Consider the following 18928-nt stretch of genomic DNA (forward strand, 5'->3'; position numbering starts at 1 on the left):
TCCGAACACGGAAGTTAAGCTCTTCAGCGCCGATGGTACTGCATGGGAGACTATGTGGGAGAGTAGGTCGCCGCCGTTTTTATCGCAAAAAGCCCGTAATCAGCTTCGCTGATTACGGGCTTTTTTTGTGCTTATTGGTCTCACTTTCCGTCTATCCTATGCATCGAGGATGCATCACATTACTTGGGATGTTTCACCGATAGTCCCCTCCCCCACCGCTCCTTCACCTAGCTTTTTTAAAACAGCCCCCCAAAGAGAAAAGCCCCTTTTCTCAATTGAGAAAAGGGGCTTTTGTTCATCATCGCAAGCGATCAATCCAGTGGGTCAAAATTGTCCTTGGTGGCATAACACATAGGACACACCCAGGCCTCAGGAAGTTCCTCAAACACTGTTCCAGGTGGAATAGCATTCATGGGGTCACCTTTCTCTGGATCATACACATACCCACAGTTGGCACAGATGTATCGCTCGCTGGTTGCATTCATGGTTTACACCGCAAAGTATTTTGCTTGAGGATGATGGGCCACGATGGCAGAGGTTGTCTGTTCGGGGACCATTTGCATATTTTCCGTCAGGCTCACTCCGATACCTTCAGGCTTGAGGAAGGCAAACAAAGGCTTGTGAGCGTCCAAATCGGGGCATGCAGGGTACCCAAACCCATAACGCGACCCCTGGTACTCCTGGGTAACAACATCTCCATCATCGCCTCCCAGACTTAACTCCTTGCGCATTTTACGATGCCAGTATTCCGCCAGTGCATCGGTGACCTCAACACTGAACCCATGCAGCATCAAATAGTCATGGTAGGAGTCGGCCTCGTAGAGTTTGGCGATCTCTTTGGCTATGATATCACCAATGGTGACAACAAAAAAGCCCGCAACATCGCCTCCCTCTTTTTCTGTTTTAAAATAATCGGCAATACAGAGAAAGGGGGCCTCGGCCTGACGAGGAAAGGTAAAGATGTGCTCTTTTCCTTCCGCCTCAACGATCAAATCGTTTTCCTTCGAGTGGCAGGAAAAATAGCCATAGCTCACCTTGGGCTGCAGCCAGCCTTCAGCAACAGACTTTTCGATTAAAGTTTTATACAGTGGACGAACCTTTCCTTCGATGAGCTCTCTATACTCCTCTGCTTCCATTTTTGCCCGACGATAGCCCCAACGACCTCTGAAAAGAGCCTGCTCATTTATCAGGGCAAAAAGCTCAGAAGGATCAACATTCTCCACGTAGCGCTGGCCTACAAAGGGTGCTTGTGGAACAGGGTTGGAACGATCGATCTCTAAGACCTTAACCCCTGGCTTCATCGGTTTGATCGCGGTGGCCTCGTCATACTCGGTGGCTTTCAGTGTCCCCTCTTCAAACTGCTGTGCGGCTCTTAAGCCCGCAAATGCATCTGAACAGTAGACCACCGGTCCTTCATATTTAGGCACACAGGATTCAGCTACAAACTTCGGTGTTAGAGCTGCCCCACCCAACATGATGGGGACTCTCAAACCAGCCTCCCTGTACTGCGGCATGGAATCTTGCATGACCAGAGCCGATTTAACCAGCAATCCGGAGAGACCGATCATATCGACCTTATACTCTTTGGCTTTTTCTATAATTGTCTCCACAGGCATTTTAATGCCAATATTATAGACCTTATATCCATTGTTCGAGAGTATGATGTCGACCAGGTTCTTGCCGATGTCATGCACATCTCCCTGAACAGTCGCCAGGAGGATCTTTGTGGTCGTATCGCTTTCCGCTTTCTCCATATAGGGTTCAAGCAGAGATACAGAGACCTTCATGACCTCGGCGGACTGTAAAACAAAGGGGAGCAAAATTTCTCCCTTACCAAACAGCTCTCCCACATGCCGCATGGCTGGTACCAGAATCTGGTTGATAATATTAATCGGTTTGAAACGCTGCCGGAGAATGGCCAACAGATCTTCCAATCCGTCTTTATCTCCATCCATGACTTTGTTGAAGAGCTGTTCTTCAACCGTTTTTTCATTGGCTTCATCACCTTCATCGGCGGCAGCGGTTTTATCACTGAAATATTCGATAAAACGCATCAGAGGATTCTTCTCTCCCTCCCCTTCCCTGTTCAGCAGCAGATCCAGACAAACTTCGCGATCCTCTTCGGGAATACGCGCCAAAGGAATAATTTTGGCTGCATCCACGATGGCAGCGTCCAACCCAGCGCAGACTGCCTCGTGCAGGAAGACCGAGTTGAGCACTCGGCGGGCCTGAGGGGATAAGCCAAAGGAGATATTACTGAGGCCCAGGACTGTCAGGCAGCCGGGCAGTTCACTTTTTATCAGGCGAATGCCTTCCATGGTATCCATGGCTGCTGTACGCAAATTTTCATCGCCGGAGCCTACGGTGAAGGTTAGGCAGTCAAAGAGGAGATCCTGAGGACGCAGGCCGCACTCATCGACGGCGATGGCATGAATCTCTTTGGCGATACGAATCTTATCCCCACTGGTCATGGCCATTCCCTGCTGATCGATCGTCAGGGCAACAACGGCTGCACCGTATTTTTTTGCAGCCTTACAGACACGCCGCAGATTTACGCCGCCATCCTCCAGATTGACGGAGTTGACGATCGCCCGGCCAGGATAAATACGCAGGCAGGCCTCGATGCACTCTGGAGTGGTCGAATCGATCATCAAAGGTGCTTTGAGACTGGCTGCACAGAGGCTGACCAGTGTGGTCAGGTCTTTAAGCTCGTCACGCCCGGCATAGGCGGTACAGAGATCGATAACATGCGCTCCCTTGTTCTCCTGTTCAACTGCAATTTTCAAACAGGCCTGGTAGTCGTCGGCAAGCAGCAGCTCCCGAAATTTTTTGGATCCGTTGGAGTTCGCCCGCTCTCCAATAAGAAGCGGCGGTATTTCCTGTTGCAGTTCAACGGCCTGATAGAGACTTGATACTGATGGTTTCATGCACTCACCTCCCGTGCTCCTGGTTTCACTCCTTCCAGGGTCTCCACCAGCTTTTTAATGTGTGTCGCTGTGGTGCCACAACACCCCCCGACAATACTCACCCCATAATCGGTGATAAAACGCTTCATCTCCTGGGCATACTGCTCGGGGGTGAGGGGATAACAGGTTTTACCGTCGACAACCTCGGGCAATCCCTGGTTGGGCACACAGGAGATGCGTTTGGGCCAGTTGCGGCTCAGCCAGCGTATGTGCGATTCCATATCCTGGGGTCCCGTGGCACAGTTCATGCCAAAAGATAATATGGGAAAGGGCTCAAAGGTAACAGCCGCCGCCGCAATATCAGTTCCCACCAGCATGGTTCCTGTCCGCTCAATGGTCACAGAAGCCATCACAGGAATGTCGGTGTTCAGGGCTTCCAATATTTCAAAGCAGGTCGTCATTGCAGTTTTAATCTGCAAAAGATCCTGGCAGGTTTCTATGATGAGCATATCAACGCCGGCCTCTACCAGGGCATGTACCTGTTCCTGATAGGCTGCAATAAGTTCATCAACCGTGATATGTCCCAAAGAAGGCAGCTTCGTTCCCGGTCCAATGGAGCCGGCAATATAGGTGTTGGCTTTTCCATTGATGGCCCTGCGGGCCAGTTCAACCCCAGCCGTGTTAAGTTCTTTTACCTTGTCTTGCAGGCCATATTCTTCGAGGACGATTCGGCTGGCACCAAAGGTATTGGTCTCAATGACCATTGCTCCGGCATCAACGAAACTTTTGTGCAAAGCGGTAATGACATCAGGGGCAGTGAGGTTCAAGAGCTCATTGCACCCCTCCTTCCCTTCCCAAGCTGAAAATGGGATAATCATTTCTTGGAGATTTGTTCCGCAGGCGCCGTCGAGTATCAGCACCTCATGATCTTGTGGTCGCATTGGTATTTCTCGTGGGTTTAGATTCGACTCGTCTTTCACTGTATATCCAAATTCATTGACAGAAAATGAAGCAGTCTCAAGAGGAGTGTGAAAGGAAACGTTGCCTTGGTCGAGACTGACAAAAACAACAAAATTCATGCTAAATTTTATTGAATTCAGCAAGAAAGTCGATCTTACAATACTATATTGTCAAATTCTTGCACGGCTTTGCCGCATTTTTTTCCTCTTTTCTCCCCGCCCAGTCCAAACAGCCCGCATTTCCTGTTCAAATCGCGGAGAGGGATGCTTGTCAAACCGCTCTTTTTTTTCTACAGTGATATATTTACGCCTACATTAAGACCTGATTTCGTTTTAACCACCTTTATCCGGATAGTTCCATGTCATCATCAATCATTGCCGTTGTCCTCGCTGCAGGCAAGGGCACCCGAATGAAATCCGCTGTGGCCAAGGTGCTGCACCCTGTTTTTTTTCGGCCCATGATCCATCACGTGCTCGACACTGTTATTCATGCAGGAATTGAAAAGTGTGCCGTTATTATCGGCCATCAACGGGAGGCAGTTGAAGAAGCTCTTGCATCCTACAGGGTTGACACCGTGCTCCAAAAAGAGCAACTCGGTACAGGGCATGCAGTGCTCTGCGCCCAAGAGAGCTGCGCGGGCCAGGATGCGGTCCTGATCCTCTGCGGGGACACCCCGCTTGTTCGCCCCGAAACACTCCAGGAAATGATCAAGCTCCATCAGCGTGAAAATGCTACACTGACCCTGATGACCACCCTGGTGGAAAGCCCCTTTGGTTACGGACGAATTTTACGTGATACCAAGGGACACATCACCGGTATTGTCGAGCAAAAAGATGCCAGCGAATCGCAACGGCAGATACAAGAAATCAATGCAGGAATTTACCTGGTTAAGCATTCTTTTCTCTTTGAGGCCCTTTCCCAGGTGGGGACCAATAATGCCCAGGGGGAAGTCTACCTGACCGACATCGTGGCTCTGGCGAAAAACAGTGGACTCCCGGTACAGGGTTTTGTGCACCCGGACCCCATTGACGTACTCGGTGTGAACTCACGTGTTGAACTTGCACAGGCACAACAGACGTTGCAGCAGCGCCGTACTCTTGAACTGATGATAGCTGGTGTCACCCTGGAGTCTCCTGAAACAATTTTAGTCTCTGCCGACTGCATCCTTGGCCAGGACTGCCAGCTGGAACCAAATGTTCGCCTGAGCGCTGGTACCACACTCGGCAGTGGCTGTCTGGTAGGAACCGGTGCTGTTCTCAAAAACTGCCAGCTGGGTGACCGGGTACGCATTGGTGCCCACGCGGTTTTGATAGGCTGCACCCTGGAAGCAGACAGCGAGGTAGCCCCTTTAACTTACCAGAATCATGCATAATGCAAAACTTTTCTCTCCGGCGCTGAACGTCGGTTGATTTTTTATGGAGTAGATACCCACATGACAGACTTGAAAAAAATGTATTCGACCCTGCGCGGCGATTCTTTCCCCATGGATATGACCATCTCTTTTGGTGATCAAACACTGGTCTACCGGAAGAAGACTTGGAAAATCCCCATGGAGGATGGTACCGTTGATGAGCGGGGGCTGCGCTATGGAGAAAATCCGGATCAGGAAGCAGCCCTCTATGAATTAGTGAATGGCAACCTACTTTTGGGCGAGTGCCAGTTCATCGAACCGGGCAACGGTCTGGTGAGTTCCATCGCCGTGGAGGATATGCTCCAGGTAGGCAAACATCCAGGAAAGATCAACCTCACCGATGTCGACAATGGCTTGAATATCATCAAGTACATGATCGATAAGCCGGCGGCGGCCATCCTGAAGCACAACAACCCCTGCGGAGCTGCCATTGGCACCAGCCTGGCCGATGCCTACAACAGGGCTAACCGTTGCGATCGCATTGCCGCCTTTGGAGGCGCGGTGGTGACCAGCCAGGCCATTGATAGAGAAACCGCAGAGCTGATGTCGCAGAACTATCTTGAGGTTGTCTGCGCCCCTGATTTTGAAGACGGCGTTCTCGAGATTCTTGCCCGTCGCAAAAACCTGCGCGTCATTCGTATGCCGAGGATCACGCGTCTGGGAGATTTTGAAAAATTTCGATTTGTTGACTTCAAGTCATTGATCGACGGCGGCATTGTTGTTCAACAGTCTGCGGTCAACTCCATCCGCTCAGCCCAGGATCTCAAACCAGCGGTCAGTACCTATAAAGGTGTGGACTACGCCTGTGAACGCCAACCCACCCAGCGCGAAATCGACGATATGCTCTTTGGCTGGGCCGTTGAGCACGGTGTGACCTCCAACTCGGTAATCTATGTCAAGGATGGCTGCACCACTGCCATTGGCGCCGGTGAGCAGGACCGTGTTGGGGTGGCTGAAATTGCCATTCAGAAAGCGTACACCAAATATGCCGATGTTACCTGCTTTGATGCCCATGGCATCCCCTATGCCGATCTGGTCCTGCAGATTGCCCAGGGCAAACGCGATATGGCGGAAAAAGAGGCGATTGATGCCAAGGTCAAGGCAGAGCGTGCTGGCCTGCCAGGTTCGGTTATGATCTCCGATGCCTTCTTCCCCTTCCGAGACGCTGCTGATGTCGGAATACGTGAGGGTGTGACCGCTATCTTACAGGCAGGTGGCTCGATTCGTGATTTTGAATCCATCCAGGCCTGCAACGAGGCTGATCCCCAAGTCGCCATGATGTATACTGGTCAGCGATCTTTTAAGCACTAAACGAAATAAACTCACCGAGAACTCTACACAAGGGGAGATGTTGTAGCTGTCTCCCCTTTTTTCATACCTGCTGCCACTGCCCTGTCACAGATGATTGCAGGCAGGCCGCACAGACACGAACAGCTGCCTCCCCGGCCTCAGGAGCAATGGGATTCTCCCCTTCCCCGCAAAGAAAACGATACCAGTCCTGCAAAAGCGGGATGATCGTACTCACCGGTTCACCACAGTCAAAAGGCTGGGCCTGCGAGCCCTGGATCAAGTCCATCTGATGATGCACCTGATCCCCATGCAGCTGGCCCTTCTCGCCAATAAATTCAAATCGCCCTGAACGAGCTGGACCGATTTTGGAGCTGTCGACAACACCCAAGGTGCCATCTTCCAGCTCAACCAAAGCCACCAGATGATCTTCCATACTTTGGCTCAAGACACAGCGAGTTCGGGCCATAACCCGAATAATCTTTTGCCCGGTTATGTATTGGAGAGCGTCAAAGATATGAACGGCGGAATGAAAACTCACCCCGGCTCCGGCGTGCTCTGCCTGATCAAGCCAGCCAGGGGGGGCCGGTTCCAGGCGCTGGTTTGCTGAAAGGCTGCGGAGCTGACCGATTACATTTAGCTGAGCTTTAAGGGCGTTGATCACCCGATTGTAACGCAGGGTTTGGCCAATAGTGAGACCGAGTTTTTTCTCGGCAAACGATTGAACAATAACCGTTGCATCTTCAACGGTCACTGCCATGGGTTTTTCCAAAAGCAGGGGCTTACCTGCCTCGGCGCAGGCAAGGGCTACCTGGCGATTTAAGGTTGGCGGAAGGGCCATAATAAGGCAGTCAACCTTTGGTGAGACGATCAGATCCTGCCATACAGGGTACCATTGGCACCCAAGTTCGTCGGCAAGCTCCTGGCCTGTCAAGCTCCGGCGGCTCAGGGCCGTAAGTTCAAGCCCCTCGACATCGTTGACAATATGACGAGCGTAGCGACTCCCATGCTTGCCTGCACCAATTACCCCAACACGAAGCGTCCTACTGAGCGATCCCATAAAAAAATCCTCTCAATTTCCTTTGATCAGGTATGAATCCGGATTTCTCATGAGTGCAGTCTGCGTCATATTCAGAGTTTTTGACGATGAATTATAGTTGACTCTATTCATTGCCAAAATACTGCCGAAGATAGAGCTGCCTGGACTGCCCCGAGGTGAACATTTTGGTGGAATTATGAATGAGTCTTTACCGATCCGAGAGATCGTTGCCATGCATATTCTTACAACATCAACAAAATGTTCATGAGAAATCCGGGTTGGGGGTGGGCATCTCACACACCCCCTCCCACCCTTCAGGCATGGTTTCCTGAACAATCCCCAGCGCAAGAGCAAAAGTCAACAGGGCCTCGCGGCTACAGTTGACGGAAGGGGATCGCTTGCCTGACTTGGCCTCTGTCACCTCAAGCTCAAGGTAGGCACGCAAGGACTGAGCCGCCTGTTGCATAAAAACGGTATAATTGTGGCCAATCTGTTCACAAAACCTGGAGTAGCGGTACCAGTTATGATTGGCCCGACGTATACCGCGAAACAGCGAAAGGTCGCGATTCGCTGGATCCAGATCGCGAAGAATGATTTCCTCATACCGGGCCAGGGCTGCCTGGTGCAGCCCCCCTTTTTCTTCCTCGGTGAGAACAAGTCCTGGCCCCTCTGCGTCTTCGCTGAGATAGTAAAAACTGGCGTGCAGGGCTACCTCTGGAATTTCACCGGAGTTGCGTACCAGAATCCATTCTTCTTCTAAAAAGAATGCACGGTCACTTTGAATCACGATTACTCCTGCTCATTCTCTCCATTGTCCATCTGATAGAGCTCGCGAATGGTTTTGATCCGCTCCGGCAGGGCAATACAGTGATTTTCTGTTTTGAGAAAATGGAGAGGCGGATACGCAAGTTTCCCGGTGATTCCTGCAATCATCTTCTCCAACTTCTTACGGGAGGATGCATCCATATCATCCAACCGGCCCAGGGATTTTTCAACCTCCCCTCGTACCTGCTGCTCTATGGTTTTGCGCAGTTGAATAATGGTCGGGGTGGATTCCATATTGGCAAGCCACTTGGAAAATTTTATTTTTTCCTCATCAACAATACGTTGCGCCTTGACAGCCTCCTTGTCACGCTCTGACTTGTTCATCTCAACCACATTGTTGAGATCATCAATATCGTAGAGATAGACGTTATCGAGCTCGTTTATGGCAGGATCCAAATCACGAGGGACGGCGATATCGATAAAAAAAAGCGGTCGATTACGGCGCCCTCGCATGACCGGGCGCACATCCTCGCGCCTGAGAATCAATTCAGGAGCCCCCGTTGAACTGATGATAATGTCCACCTGTTGTAGCTGCTCCAAGAGTTCCTCAAGCGAAACAGCCCGCCCTTTATAGCATCTGGCAAGGTTCACAGCGCGTTGCAGGGTTCGGTTCGCCACCACTACCTCAGAAACGCCCTGCCCGACCAGATGTTCGGCTGCAAGCTCGGCCATTTCTCCGGCCCCCACCAGCATGACCTTCTTGTCATGCAAATCACCAAAGATTTTACGCGCCAGTTCCACCGCTGCATAACTGATAGAGACAGCACTGGCCCCTATGCGGGTTTCGGTGCGAACCCTCTTGGCCACAGAAAAGGATTTATGCAGCAGTTTATTGAGAATAAAACCGGTGGAATCGGCATCAGTGGCATGTCGGTACGCCTCTTTGAGCTGCCCCAAGATCTGAGCCTCGCCGACAATCATCGAATCCAGACTGGCAGCAACCAAAAACAGGTGCTCCACAGCTTGCAGATTCACATAGTGATACACATGCTGCTGCAGTTCTTCGGCAGTTATTGCCTGACCAAAAAGCACCTCCTGTACCCGCTTAGTCGCTTGTGCAACATTACGGCAGGTAAAGAGAACTTCAACCCGGTTACAGGTGGACAACAGATAAAATTCACGCAGCTCCTGTAACTCGGCCAGCGCCTGGAGAGGCGCCTCATACCCCGAGGAAAGGGCCAGTTTTTCTCGAACTGCGAGCGGCGTGGTTTTATGATTGACGCCCAGCAGAACAATGGCGTCACGAGACATAGGTATGTACTCCTTCCAACAAAAAGGAAACGCCCCAAAGGGTAAATAACACAGAGAGAAAACCAAGAATACTGAGCAGGGCCACGCGACGGCCACGCCAGCCCACGGTAAATCGTTGATGGACGGCTGCAGCATAGAGAAACCAGGTAATCAACGACCAGGTTTCTTTGGGATCCCAGTGCCAGTAGGCGCCCCAGGCTTGCTTCGCCCACAGAGAACCGGTCACCAGTCCAACCGTAAACAGAGGAAAACCGACACTTAGACAGTGATGGTTCAGTTTATCCAAGGCTTCAAGGGAAGGCAGGCGCGAATAAAATAAGCCAAAACGTTTTTTCTTTATCTCGCGTTCCTGCAGCAGGTACATGATACCACCAATACAGGCAAGCGCCAGAAAGCCATCGGCAAAAAGAGTAATAGAGGCATGGACCGGGAGCCACAAAGACTGCAAAGCCGGCGGCAGGGGGAGCAGAGCCCGAGACGACAAGCTGGCCACAACCATCAGGGCAAACACCAGAAAGCTGACAAATACGCCAAGGTTTTTAACCGTATACCGCCAGCGAAAGGAGAGATAACAACAGCTCACGGACCAGGCGAAAAAAGAGACGGTTTCATGATGACTGGTTATGGGCGTGTGCCCGGCTTCAAGGGAACGGGCCAGGATATTGACCGTATGAAGAAGAAAGGCAACAAGAAAGATGGCCCGCCCAATACGGCGTACGGGCTTTTTGCGCGTCAAAAAAAAGACCAGATAGGCGGCAAAGGAAAGTACATATACCGCAACACTGGCCTGAAAAAGCAGAAAACTCATGGGTTCTCCTTAATCAATACCTCCAGATCCCGACCCAAGGGTCGACCAATCACCGCTTCAATATGCGACTGCACCCTGTGCCATTGTCGCTCTCGAAGCCAAGTGACTATATCTTCCTGAAGCATCTTTTGAAACAGAATCTTTTTTTCCCCATCACTGATGGCAAGCCCGGTAATCTCCTGACGGATAGCCCCGACAAGGGCGGTGAGCAGAGCATATTCCTCGCCAACAACCCGTTCAAGCTGTCTGCGGACCAGGGCCGCCACGGCCGGGGTTTTTCCGCCCGTGGCAATGCTGATACTCAAATCACCGCGCCGTAGCACAGCCGGCACCTGAAAGTCACATTGGTCCGGACCATCGGCCACATTCACCAGCAGTTTTCGTGCATGGGCAGCAGCCACGATGGCTTCCTGGATAACCGGACTATCTGTGGCGGCGAAAACAAGAAAAGCACCATCCAAATCTTGGGCTTCGAATTTTTTTGGGCGCCACTCAACACTGCCTTCCTGCACACTTGCATGCATGAGTTCATTGAGGACAGGACTCACAATACGCACACGTCCACCGGCTGCAATCAGGCCTCGAACTTTTCGGGCAGCAACAGTACCACCGCCAACAACCACGCAGAGTTTCCCCTCTATGTCCAGGCTCACCGGATACATTTGCGTATTTTTTGTTCCTTTTGGGCAACGATCAGTTGCGAGGCTGCAGACGATTGAGGATTATGGTCTTGTCGCCATCAAAGCTCTTGAGTCGTTTCTGGGAGGCGGCGATTTTATAGTCTTTTTCCGCCATTTGTAGAAACGGCTTCAGACTTTGACGGTTGCTGTCATGCGCCAGGTAAATGACTCCGCCAGGTTTCAACGTTTTTTCAAGTACATTTAAAAGCGGTTGAAAAAATTCTTCGCGAAAAAGAATCTCCGCACCTAAAATGACATCATACTGTTGGGTGGTGTCCGGCTTTAACCAATCAAGCATAAGGCATTCAACATTATCCAGACGGCTGGCAGCGGCATTAATACGCTCAAAATCAAGAATGATATCCTCGTAATCAGAGAGGGTGACATCATAGCCCACCTTAGCTGCTGTCAATCCCGGTGCTCCCAGACCGGCTCCAAGCTCCAGCAGTTTTGTACCGGGCTGACAGGGAGTCCCCGCAATAAACTGAGAGAGAACAATGGCGGCCTCCCAGAGACGAATCCAGAAGGGAAATGTGGTGACATCTTTGAGTGGATCCTTCCCCTCTAAAATCTCCTCCAAGTCGGTCATGCGTAGAAGATGGAGAGAGTGTTCGCCTATTTTTAAAGCTTCAAAGGCGATCTTGTACTGTTTTTTTATAGACTCGTACAGCTTTCGTTCTTGCTCAGGTAAGGTTTGCGGATCCATTTCGTGGTTCTCTACTCTTTGTTGAGGGATTGGGGGAATCAGACGATGGTCGCCACTATGCCGAATTACAACGCAGAAGGCAACAGGTATGCACCAATTTTGCTTAATGCTTGGCTTGGGGTAAACCAATGCTCACGGGACCAGATACATCCCCCCGAATCCGTGAGCATTGGTTTACGCTGGATGAAGTTGAACAATTATTGAATTGGTTTTAAAAATTGATCGTATTCAAAGGCTAGGTTGTTCAGCAACCATCCACCGTCACGGATTCAGGTAAAAAAAAGAGCGGGTCGATTGTTTCAATCGACCCGCTCTTTTTAAACGCAGCTAAACAGTGCTAAAGGGAATTAGCAACCCTCGAGCTGTTTTTTAGCTTTAACAGAAACTTTGTCGCCTACTTTGAGCTTGTCAGCTTTTTGGCAGGTCATGGTGACAGTCTCACCTTCAATACTGTCTACAGTGCATTTAACTTTAGCGGCAAATGCGGTGCCTACGCTCAGTGCAAATGCAGCGGCCATCAGGGTGATAACGATTTTTTTCATGGCGGTCTCCTTTTTATTGTTAGGGGTATAAAACCAAACCTTTTGCCTCTTTCCTGCTGTGGAAGGTAAGAAATCAAGAACAGAATGTCAACAGCAAATCGTGTAAAAGCTGAAGGAGCAAAGAGGATTAAAGCACTGATTCTATATCTCTTTCCAACAGCCCCCTGGATACCAGCCCACCATATTTTTTCACCACATGCCCTTTTTTATTCACCAGAAAAGAGGTGGGGATAGTTGGAATACCGCCAAATTGACGCCGGGTGGTGTCGTCGGCAAGCAACACCGGATAGTTTATCCCTGCCTTTTGCATCAAGCGGGCGACGGTCCCTGGCCCACCTTCATCCACAGCCAGGGCGATCACAGAAAAGCCTTGGTCTTCAAACTCAGCCTGCAGGGATTTAAGCGCTGGAATTTCTTGTAAACATGGCCCACACCAGGGCGCAAAAAAAGTGATCAACATCGTCTGCCCATTAAAGGTTTCACTGGATATCAGCGTCCCGTTCAAGGCGGTGGGCAGGGTGAACAGAGGGACATTCACCGCCGCATACCCCTGGCCGGTGGCAAGGAGTACGAAGAGTAAAGCCATACGGCAAGTTTTCACAAGTTTTGTAATAATTTGGTGCACAACATCCTCCTTGTTTAGAGCACTTTCGAAACAGTATAAAACATGAGTCCATAGAAGCCACCGGAAAACCGTTGCGCCTTTATTGGGTTCCGGTTAGATATTTGTGGTATCATTTGTGGGAATCTTGAATAATTGCTTTTTCTGCCAATCTCCCGGAGTCTGGCGCTTACCTCGTCATAATCAAAATTTTATACTCGGAGGTAAGCGAAGACTCCGATATCAACTATATGCCTGCGGTAAAATTTTTCACAATCCTTGATTTTGATTGAAAAATCTAACTATTCAAGACACCCTTGTGTATCACAATACAGTTTTCACGCTTAACAGCCCAACTCTTTCTCCTGCCCACATACACGAAATTATGATTCAACGAGTTTTCCTACTATGCATGATCCTCAGCCTTCTGGTATCTCTGACAGAAGCATCCGCGCAGATTGTTGATCGCAGCGTTGCCATTGTCAACAATGACACCATTACTCTCTCAGAAGTCAATGAACTGGGTGCGTCATTTTTTAAAAAGGTCACAGAGGATTCCTCGCCTGAACGACTCAATGAAGCTCTGTACCGGGCGCGGCTGACGGTTATTGATAAACTGATCGAAAAAAGGCTCATGATCCAGGAGGCCCAAAAACTGCAGATTCAAGTCAGTGACCAGGATGTGGAGGGAGCTCTGCAGCGTATTCTCTCCAACAACCATACGACTCTAGAGCAGTTTCGCAAGGAACTTAAGACCATGGGCATGAGTGAAAAGCAGTACCGGGAAGAGCTGCGAGACCAGATCCTGAGTTCCCGCCTAGTCAATTATGAAGTACGTACCAAGGTTGTTATTCCCGAAGAAAAAATCTTAGATTACTACGATACCCACTTTGTCGAACAGTCTGCCGGTGGGTATTATCTGCGACAGATTGGCTGTCTCTGGGGGAGACAAGTTGCCAATGGCTCCACCCCGACCAAGGATCAGGCCAGAAAAAAAGTGCAAAAAGTGTATGATCTGGCTCAAGAAGGAAAAGATTTTAAAACGCTTGCTCGCACCTATTCCGATCTGGCCAATGCGGAAGACGGCGGAGATCTCGGACTTTTTCAACTCAACGAGCTTGCCCCCTATATCCGTGATAACGTCAGTCAACTCAAAGCAGGAGAGATAAGCCCCATTGTTGCCACGGAAAACAGTTATCTCTTTTTTCAAGTTGTCTCCACTGAAAAGGGTAAAATTATTCCCAAAGCGCCTTATGCCGAGGTCAAGGATCAGATCAAGGAGAAGCTCTCCCAACAGGCTATGGAAAGACGGTTCAAAGAGTGGATGCAATCCATTCGTGAAAAAGCCTACATCAAAATATTGTAAGCGATCTTACCACCCTTTCGGCACCTCTGATTTGTCGTATGCGTTCTGACCAACATGCTGCATCCTCCCCCACGTACCAGGTGGGGGAACAGCTCCGCCGTACCCGCCTGCATCTCAACCAATCTCTTGAGGATGTAACAAACCAAACCCGCATCTCCCGAGCCAATCTGCGGGCCATTGAAGATTCCTCGTATAGCCAGCTGCCTGCTCATGCATATGCCAAAGGACTTATCAGAATATATGCAAATCATCTCGGGCTTGATGGCGAGACGCTGGCCCAGCAGTTTTCTCAAGAACGATATTGCCAGGAAAATCGACTACATTCCCACAGAGAAACAGAACAGTCCGTGCATACCCTTGAACCCAATAAAATGGCTGAGCAAGCACGGATATCCTCGGCCATGGCAGCTATCTGCCTTTTTGCCTGTATAGTGATTTCTTTTGCTGGATTCTGTCTCTATTATAAGTGGAATCCTTTGAGTTATCTCACAGACAAGGCCCTCGTCATAACCCACTCTGTCAGTTCCAACTATCATCCGGCCGATCCAACCACCAGCGGTCTGCAGACCCAAAATCGTCTCAGCCTGCAGGCAGTCTTTTATAAAGACTGTCAGGTCCAGGTTGTCCTGGACGGCCAACCCGCCACCTCTCACGCCTATATGAAGGGTGCAACCATTCAATGGGAGGCGCACCACTCAATGCAACTGGATTTTTTTGGTGCGAACTGTGCAGAATTGCAATCGAACGGCACCCTGCTCCCGCCCCTGGTCTTTCATCAGGGACGGGCAACGCTCCGCTTGCCCCTCCCTGTCCATGGCCCGTGATTTCCCCCAGAAAACGAATGGTTATGTGTTACATGTCGGGAGATATGGTGAGGCTGACAAACTGGTCACACTCTATACCCAGGACCGAGGACGCATTACATGCATTGCGAAAGGTGCCTATAAAAGCAAGCAACGTTTTGTCAACAAGCTGGAGCCCTATAGCCACCTCTGTCTCTTTTACCAGACACCCCGAACTCCCTCTGGTTTATTTTTTCTCCAGGAAGCGGAACTGCTCCAGAGCCATTTACCACTGCGTCAGGACAGTCGGCGTTACCTGGCAGCGAGCCACTTCAGCGAACTCATACTCAAGTTCACCCAGGAACAGGATCCAGAGCCCGCACTCTATCAACTGCTCGCCTGGACCCTTGCCCAGTTAAGTCAAGCGTCAGTTCCGCTAAAGATCTCGGCTTTTTCCCAGGTCCATCTCTTAAGTGTGCTTGGCTATCAACCCAATTTGCAGACCTGTGGACGCTGTCATCAGCCGGTAACGCCTCCGTCTACCTATCTGTTGCTTCCTGGCAACGGTACCCTACTCTGCAGCAACTGCGATGCCCAGGCATCCCTCACCATGCGACTCTCGGTCCAGACCATTCGAACCTTAGACCGGGTCCAATCTACCTCCTTTGAGCGACTGCCCAGGTTACAACTTACTCCGCAAGGGGTCTTGGAAGCCTTGAATGGCTTGCACAATTACCTGCTTCATTTGTTGCAGCACGATATCCACTCCTGGCAACTTCTACACCAACTGGCACACAATCAGGCAATCGCCGCGAGCACTGGCCACTGCAAGTAATCTGCAGAATCGCTCCATCAATGCACCGCCAGTACCTCTATTGGCCCATCATCAGCGCAATCTTGGACACTTGCCTTTTCTCTCCTCCTCCCTGAGCATATTTTTCTCAAACAATGCATAAATCTCTTGCACATGCTGACGCTAACAGTGATATATTGGAATATTTTTTGAATATAGATAAATCAATTCGATATCCAGACGCACACAAGAAGTACTTGCGCACTTACTCACCTCTGCTGCACCTTTGTTCATGAATCGATCCGGCATCGTTATCACTATCATTATGGGCTGTCTGGCTTTTCTTTTATGGCAGCTTGTCAATCAGCCCAATATTGAGCCTTCCTGGCCCAATAAAATCCAGGGTTTTTCTTTTTCTCCCTTTCATCAAGGCCAATCCCCGATGAAGCCGATCTTTCCAAGCGTGGAAGAGATCGACAGTGACCTGGAACTCCTTGCTGACGACGCCCATGCTGTACGTTCCTATACAGTTCAGGGACCGCTGGCTGAAATACCTCGATTGGCAGCAGCCAAGGGGCTGAACGTTACTCTCGGAGCCTGGATCACCCCTGATGAAGAGGCCAACGCAGAAGAGATCGACACGCTTATTAAGGTTTACAGGGCGAACTATCGCAATGTGGTGCGTGTCCTTGTAGGAAACGAGGTGCTGCTCCGCGCGGACTTGCCTCTTAAACAGCTACTGGCCCATATCCACAAGGTGAAAGAAAAGGTCTGGGCGCCGGTAAGTATCGCCGAGCCCTGGCATATATGGCTCAAAAATCCCAAGCTGGTGGAACAGGTTGATTTCATCGCCGTGCATCTGCTGCCCTACTGGGAAGGCATTCCGGTGGACCAGGCAGTTGAGTACTGCGTCAGGCGCTATAACGAGCTCAAAGAAAAATATCCAGAAAAAGAAATCATTATTGGTGAAGTAGGCTGGCCAAGTGGAGGCCGCATCCGCCAGGGGGCGGTTGCCAGCCCCACCAATCAGGCAAAATTTCTACGCCGCTTTCTTGATGTGGCCGAAAAAAACCACTACACCTACTACATCATGGAGGCCTTTGACCAGGTCTGGAAAAAAAACCTTGAAGGTGAAGCTGGATCCAGTTGGGGGGTCTATAACGACGCACGCCAACCCAAATTTGAATTTACCGCCCCGGTCATTCCCATTCCCCAATGGAGGGAACTGGCTGCAATCAGCATCGTGCTCTCGGTGCTCCTCCTGGCCTTGCTTTTTCGCGACAGTAAAGGCCTGCTGCACAGGGGACGCGGTTTTCTTGCCTTTATCGCCTACGCGATCACCACTTTTGCCGTCTGGGTGGTCTATGATTTTCAGCGCCAGTACATGACCCTCTCCTCTTTGGTGGTAGGCGTGGTCCTGCTCTTGGCGGCCACCGGCGCCATCCTTGTCATTCTTGCAGAGGCCCATGAGTGGGCTGAGTCTATTTGGACGAAAAAATTCAACCGCCTGCCCCAGCCGGTGGATGAAAGCGATGATGCCGATCTGCCCAGGGTTTCTATCCATGTCCCGGCCTACAACGAACCACCGGACATGATGATCCAGACCATCAACGCCCTGGCCCAGTTGGATTACCCTGACTTTGAAGTTCTGATTATCGATAATAACACCAAAGATCCGGATGTATGGCAGCCGGTTGAGGCCCATTGCAAAACCCTTGGCCCCAAATTTCGTTTTTTCCACGTGGCTCCTCTCGCCGGGTTCAAGGCAGGTGCCCTCAACTATGCCCTGGAGAGAACTGATCCTCATGCCGAGGTCGTCGCGGTCATTGACAGCGATTACATTGTTGCACCTAACTGGCTCAGGGCTCTCACACCCCAGTTTGCAGATCCCAATATGGCCATTGTCCAGGCGCCGCAGGATTATCGCGACGGAGACGAGAACACCTTTAAGGCCATGTGCTTTGCCGAATACCGTGGCTTCTTTCAGATTGGTATGGTCACCCGCAACGAACGCAATGCAATAATTCAGCATGGAACCATGACCATGGTCAGACGTACAGTTCTCGATGAGGTGGGCGGCTGGGGCGAATGGTGCATTACCGAGGATGCCGAGCTGGGGCTGCGTATTTTTGAAAAGGGGTACGCTGCCAACTACATCCCCTATAGCTTTGGCAAAGGGCTTATGCCCGACACATTTCTCGACTTTAAAAAACAGCGCTTTCGCTGGGCCTATGGCTCGGTACTCATCCTTCGCCATCATATGATGGCTATGTTTGGTTTTAAGAAAACCAAACTCACCGGAGGCCAGCGCTATCATTTTCTGGCGGGCTGGCTGCCCTGGTTTGCCGATGGGATCAACATGCTCTTTAATATCATGGCACTACTCTGGTCCTGTGGCATGATCATCTTTCCGGATTATCTCTCACCACCGCATATAATCTTTGCCTTTTTGCCCATTGTGCTTTTTTTCTTTAAGAGCTTTAAAATGTTTTTTCTCTATCGCAGTCGCGTGGTGGCGACCAGACTGCAGAGCCTGGCTGCAGGACTGGCCGGACTGGCCCTCTCGCATACTATCGCCAGGGCCATGCTTACCGGGTTTATCACCCGAAAAATAGGCTTTTTCCGAACCCCGAAAAAGGCTCAGGCCAACGCATTTTTTAAATCTTTGGGCGATGCCCGCGAAGAGTTACTCTTTGCAATCGCCCTGGCCCTTTCCGTGGTCGGGGTACAGCTCCGAGAAGATGGAGATATGTTAGATATTCAGGTCTGGGCTGCAGTTTTAACCATCCAGGCGATTCCCTACTGTGCAGCCGTACTGGTCTCACTGATCTCTGGTCTTCCTCGACTTCCGGCAAAACTGGTGGGAACGATGGCCCCTTTGAAAGGGGTGGGAAATGGGTCTGAGTAGCCCCACCTCTCCTTGCGATGCCGCATAAAAAAAAGGCCAGGACTCAGCAAGAAGGCTGAACCT

17 protein-coding genes and 1 rRNA gene are annotated in these 18928 nt (G+C 50.5%); 7 read left to right on the plus strand and 11 right to left on the minus strand.

Going from position 1 to position 18928, the window contains the following annotated elements; translation table 11 throughout:
• Positions 1–79, plus strand: a 5S ribosomal RNA gene (gene rrf, locus JWJ90_RS03575); the annotation flags it as partial.
• 232 nt (positions 80–311) lie between these two features.
• Here rrf and JWJ90_RS03580 read toward each other — a convergent pair.
• From JWJ90_RS03580 to JWJ90_RS03590, 3 genes are read right to left on the minus strand one after another with little or no spacing between them, the layout of a single operon-like run.
• Positions 312–485 (minus strand): rubredoxin, encoded by a 174-nt coding sequence (locus tag JWJ90_RS03580; protein ID WP_205225825.1) that lies wholly within the window; start codon positions 483–485, stop codon positions 312–314.
• A gap of 3 nt (positions 486–488) precedes the next feature.
• Positions 489–2927: a methionine synthase gene (locus tag JWJ90_RS03585; RefSeq protein ID WP_205225826.1), complete on the minus strand. Its 2439-nt coding sequence runs from the start codon at positions 2925–2927 to the stop codon at positions 489–491.
• Complete coding sequence (locus JWJ90_RS03590; protein ID WP_205225827.1) at positions 2924–3847, minus strand: homocysteine S-methyltransferase family protein; 924 nt, start codon at positions 3845–3847, stop codon at positions 2924–2926. The genes JWJ90_RS03585 and JWJ90_RS03590 overlap by 4 nt, the downstream gene beginning before the upstream one ends.
• Positions 3848–4224: 377 nt before the next feature.
• Here JWJ90_RS03590 and JWJ90_RS03595 point away from each other — a divergent pair, with 377 nt between their 5' ends.
• Together JWJ90_RS03595 and JWJ90_RS03600 are read left to right on the plus strand one after the other, a co-directional pair.
• On the plus strand, positions 4225–5238 hold the full coding sequence (locus JWJ90_RS03595; protein ID WP_205225828.1) for a bifunctional UDP-N-acetylglucosamine diphosphorylase/glucosamine-1-phosphate N-acetyltransferase GlmU: 1014 nt from the start codon (positions 4225–4227) through the stop codon (positions 5236–5238).
• Positions 5239–5298: 60 nt separating this feature from the next.
• Positions 5299–6588, plus strand: a complete 1290-nt coding sequence (locus tag JWJ90_RS03600; protein WP_205225829.1) for an IMP cyclohydrolase — start codon at positions 5299–5301, stop codon at positions 6586–6588.
• Positions 6589–6649: 61 nt separating this feature from the next.
• Here the strand turns inward: JWJ90_RS03600 and JWJ90_RS03605 are convergent, their stop codons facing one another.
• The 8 genes from JWJ90_RS03605 to JWJ90_RS03640 form a co-directional block, all read right to left on the minus strand.
• Positions 6650–7624, minus strand: a complete 975-nt coding sequence (locus JWJ90_RS03605; RefSeq protein ID WP_205225830.1) for a Gfo/Idh/MocA family protein — start codon at positions 7622–7624, stop codon at positions 6650–6652.
• A 241-nt stretch (positions 7625–7865) separates the two neighbouring features.
• Positions 7866–8390, minus strand: coding sequence for a hypothetical protein (locus JWJ90_RS03610; protein ID WP_205225831.1), 525 nt, complete (start codon positions 8388–8390; stop codon positions 7866–7868).
• Positions 8391–8392: 2 nt separating this feature from the next.
• Complete coding sequence (gene hemA, locus JWJ90_RS03615; protein WP_205225832.1) at positions 8393–9679, minus strand: glutamyl-tRNA reductase; 1287 nt, start codon at positions 9677–9679, stop codon at positions 8393–8395.
• Positions 9669–10487, minus strand: a complete 819-nt coding sequence (gene ccsB, locus JWJ90_RS03620) for a c-type cytochrome biogenesis protein CcsB (protein WP_205225833.1) — start codon at positions 10485–10487, stop codon at positions 9669–9671. The genes hemA and ccsB overlap by 11 nt, the downstream gene beginning before the upstream one ends.
• Positions 10484–11149: a precorrin-2 dehydrogenase/sirohydrochlorin ferrochelatase family protein gene (locus JWJ90_RS03625; RefSeq protein WP_205225834.1), complete on the minus strand. Its 666-nt coding sequence runs from the start codon at positions 11147–11149 to the stop codon at positions 10484–10486. Before JWJ90_RS03625 ends, ccsB begins: the two co-directional genes overlap by 4 nt.
• Positions 11150–11180: 31 nt before the next feature.
• Positions 11181–11873, minus strand: a complete 693-nt coding sequence (locus JWJ90_RS03630; RefSeq protein WP_205225835.1) for a class I SAM-dependent methyltransferase — start codon at positions 11871–11873, stop codon at positions 11181–11183.
• A gap of 347 nt (positions 11874–12220) precedes the next feature.
• A complete protein-coding gene (extJ, locus tag JWJ90_RS03635) occupies positions 12221–12415 on the minus strand; it encodes a selenite/tellurite reduction operon protein ExtJ (protein ID WP_205225836.1) in 195 nt (64 codons plus the stop codon).
• A gap of 127 nt (positions 12416–12542) precedes the next feature.
• Positions 12543–13040, minus strand: a complete 498-nt coding sequence (locus JWJ90_RS03640; protein WP_338032282.1) for a TlpA disulfide reductase family protein — start codon at positions 13038–13040, stop codon at positions 12543–12545.
• 361 nt (positions 13041–13401) lie between these two features.
• Here JWJ90_RS03640 and JWJ90_RS03645 point away from each other — a divergent pair, with 361 nt between their 5' ends.
• The 4 genes from JWJ90_RS03645 to JWJ90_RS03660 all read left to right on the plus strand — a co-directional run bounded on the left by JWJ90_RS03645 (position 13402) and on the right by JWJ90_RS03660 (position 18865).
• Positions 13402–14382 carry a SurA N-terminal domain-containing protein gene (locus tag JWJ90_RS03645; protein WP_275889061.1) on the plus strand — a complete coding sequence of 327 codons (981 nt, stop codon included), beginning with the start codon at positions 13402–13404 and terminating at the stop codon, positions 14380–14382.
• A gap of 38 nt (positions 14383–14420) precedes the next feature.
• Positions 14421–15206 (plus strand): helix-turn-helix domain-containing protein, encoded by a 786-nt coding sequence (locus JWJ90_RS03650; RefSeq protein ID WP_205225838.1) that lies wholly within the window; start codon positions 14421–14423, stop codon positions 15204–15206.
• Positions 15196–15999 (plus strand): DNA repair protein RecO, encoded by an 804-nt coding sequence (gene recO / locus JWJ90_RS03655; protein ID WP_240194732.1) that lies wholly within the window; start codon positions 15196–15198, stop codon positions 15997–15999. Before JWJ90_RS03650 ends, recO begins: the two co-directional genes overlap by 11 nt.
• Before the next feature lie 250 nt (positions 16000–16249).
• Entirely contained in the window at positions 16250–18865 is a 2616-nt protein-coding gene (locus tag JWJ90_RS03660; protein WP_205225840.1) for a glycosyltransferase family 2 protein, read from the plus strand.
• The last annotated feature ends 63 nt before the right edge of the window (positions 18866–18928 follow it).

Origin of the sequence: Desulfobulbus rhabdoformis (assembly GCF_016919065.1) — a bacterium.
Taxonomy (GTDB): Bacteria; Desulfobacterota; Desulfobulbia; order Desulfobulbales; family Desulfobulbaceae; genus Desulfobulbus; species Desulfobulbus rhabdoformis.

Excerpts from the sequence above, each read along its gene's own strand:
- extJ (WP_205225836.1), bottom strand. The coding sequence starts at position 12,415 with ATGAAAAAAATCGTTATCACCCTGATGGCCGCTGCATTTGCACTGAGC.
- JWJ90_RS03585 (WP_205225826.1), bottom strand. The coding sequence starts at position 2,927 with ATGAAACCATCAGTATCAAGTCTCTATCAGGCCGTTGAACTGCAACAG.
- recO (WP_240194732.1), top strand. The coding sequence starts at position 15,196 with ATGGCCCGTGATTTCCCCCAGAAAACGAATGGTTATGTGTTACATGTC.
- JWJ90_RS03590 (WP_205225827.1), bottom strand. The coding sequence starts at position 3,847 with ATGCGACCACAAGATCATGAGGTGCTGATACTCGACGGCGCCTGCGGA.
- JWJ90_RS03660 (WP_205225840.1), top strand. The coding sequence starts at position 16,250 with ATGAATCGATCCGGCATCGTTATCACTATCATTATGGGCTGTCTGGCT.
- JWJ90_RS03625 (WP_205225834.1), bottom strand. The coding sequence starts at position 11,149 with ATGTATCCGGTGAGCCTGGACATAGAGGGGAAACTCTGCGTGGTTGTT.
- ccsB (WP_205225833.1), bottom strand. The coding sequence starts at position 10,487 with ATGAGTTTTCTGCTTTTTCAGGCCAGTGTTGCGGTATATGTACTTTCC.
- JWJ90_RS03580 (WP_205225825.1), bottom strand. The coding sequence starts at position 485 with ATGAATGCAACCAGCGAGCGATACATCTGTGCCAACTGTGGGTATGTG.
- JWJ90_RS03630 (WP_205225835.1), bottom strand. The coding sequence starts at position 11,873 with ATGGATCCGCAAACCTTACCTGAGCAAGAACGAAAGCTGTACGAGTCT.
- JWJ90_RS03600 (WP_205225829.1), top strand. The coding sequence starts at position 5,299 with ATGACAGACTTGAAAAAAATGTATTCGACCCTGCGCGGCGATTCTTTC.
- JWJ90_RS03595 (WP_205225828.1), top strand. The coding sequence starts at position 4,225 with ATGTCATCATCAATCATTGCCGTTGTCCTCGCTGCAGGCAAGGGCACC.
- JWJ90_RS03650 (WP_205225838.1), top strand. The coding sequence starts at position 14,421 with ATGCGTTCTGACCAACATGCTGCATCCTCCCCCACGTACCAGGTGGGG.
- hemA (WP_205225832.1), bottom strand. The coding sequence starts at position 9,679 with ATGTCTCGTGACGCCATTGTTCTGCTGGGCGTCAATCATAAAACCACG.
- JWJ90_RS03605 (WP_205225830.1), bottom strand. The coding sequence starts at position 7,624 with ATGGGATCGCTCAGTAGGACGCTTCGTGTTGGGGTAATTGGTGCAGGC.
- JWJ90_RS03645 (WP_275889061.1), top strand. The coding sequence starts at position 13,402 with ATGATTCAACGAGTTTTCCTACTATGCATGATCCTCAGCCTTCTGGTA.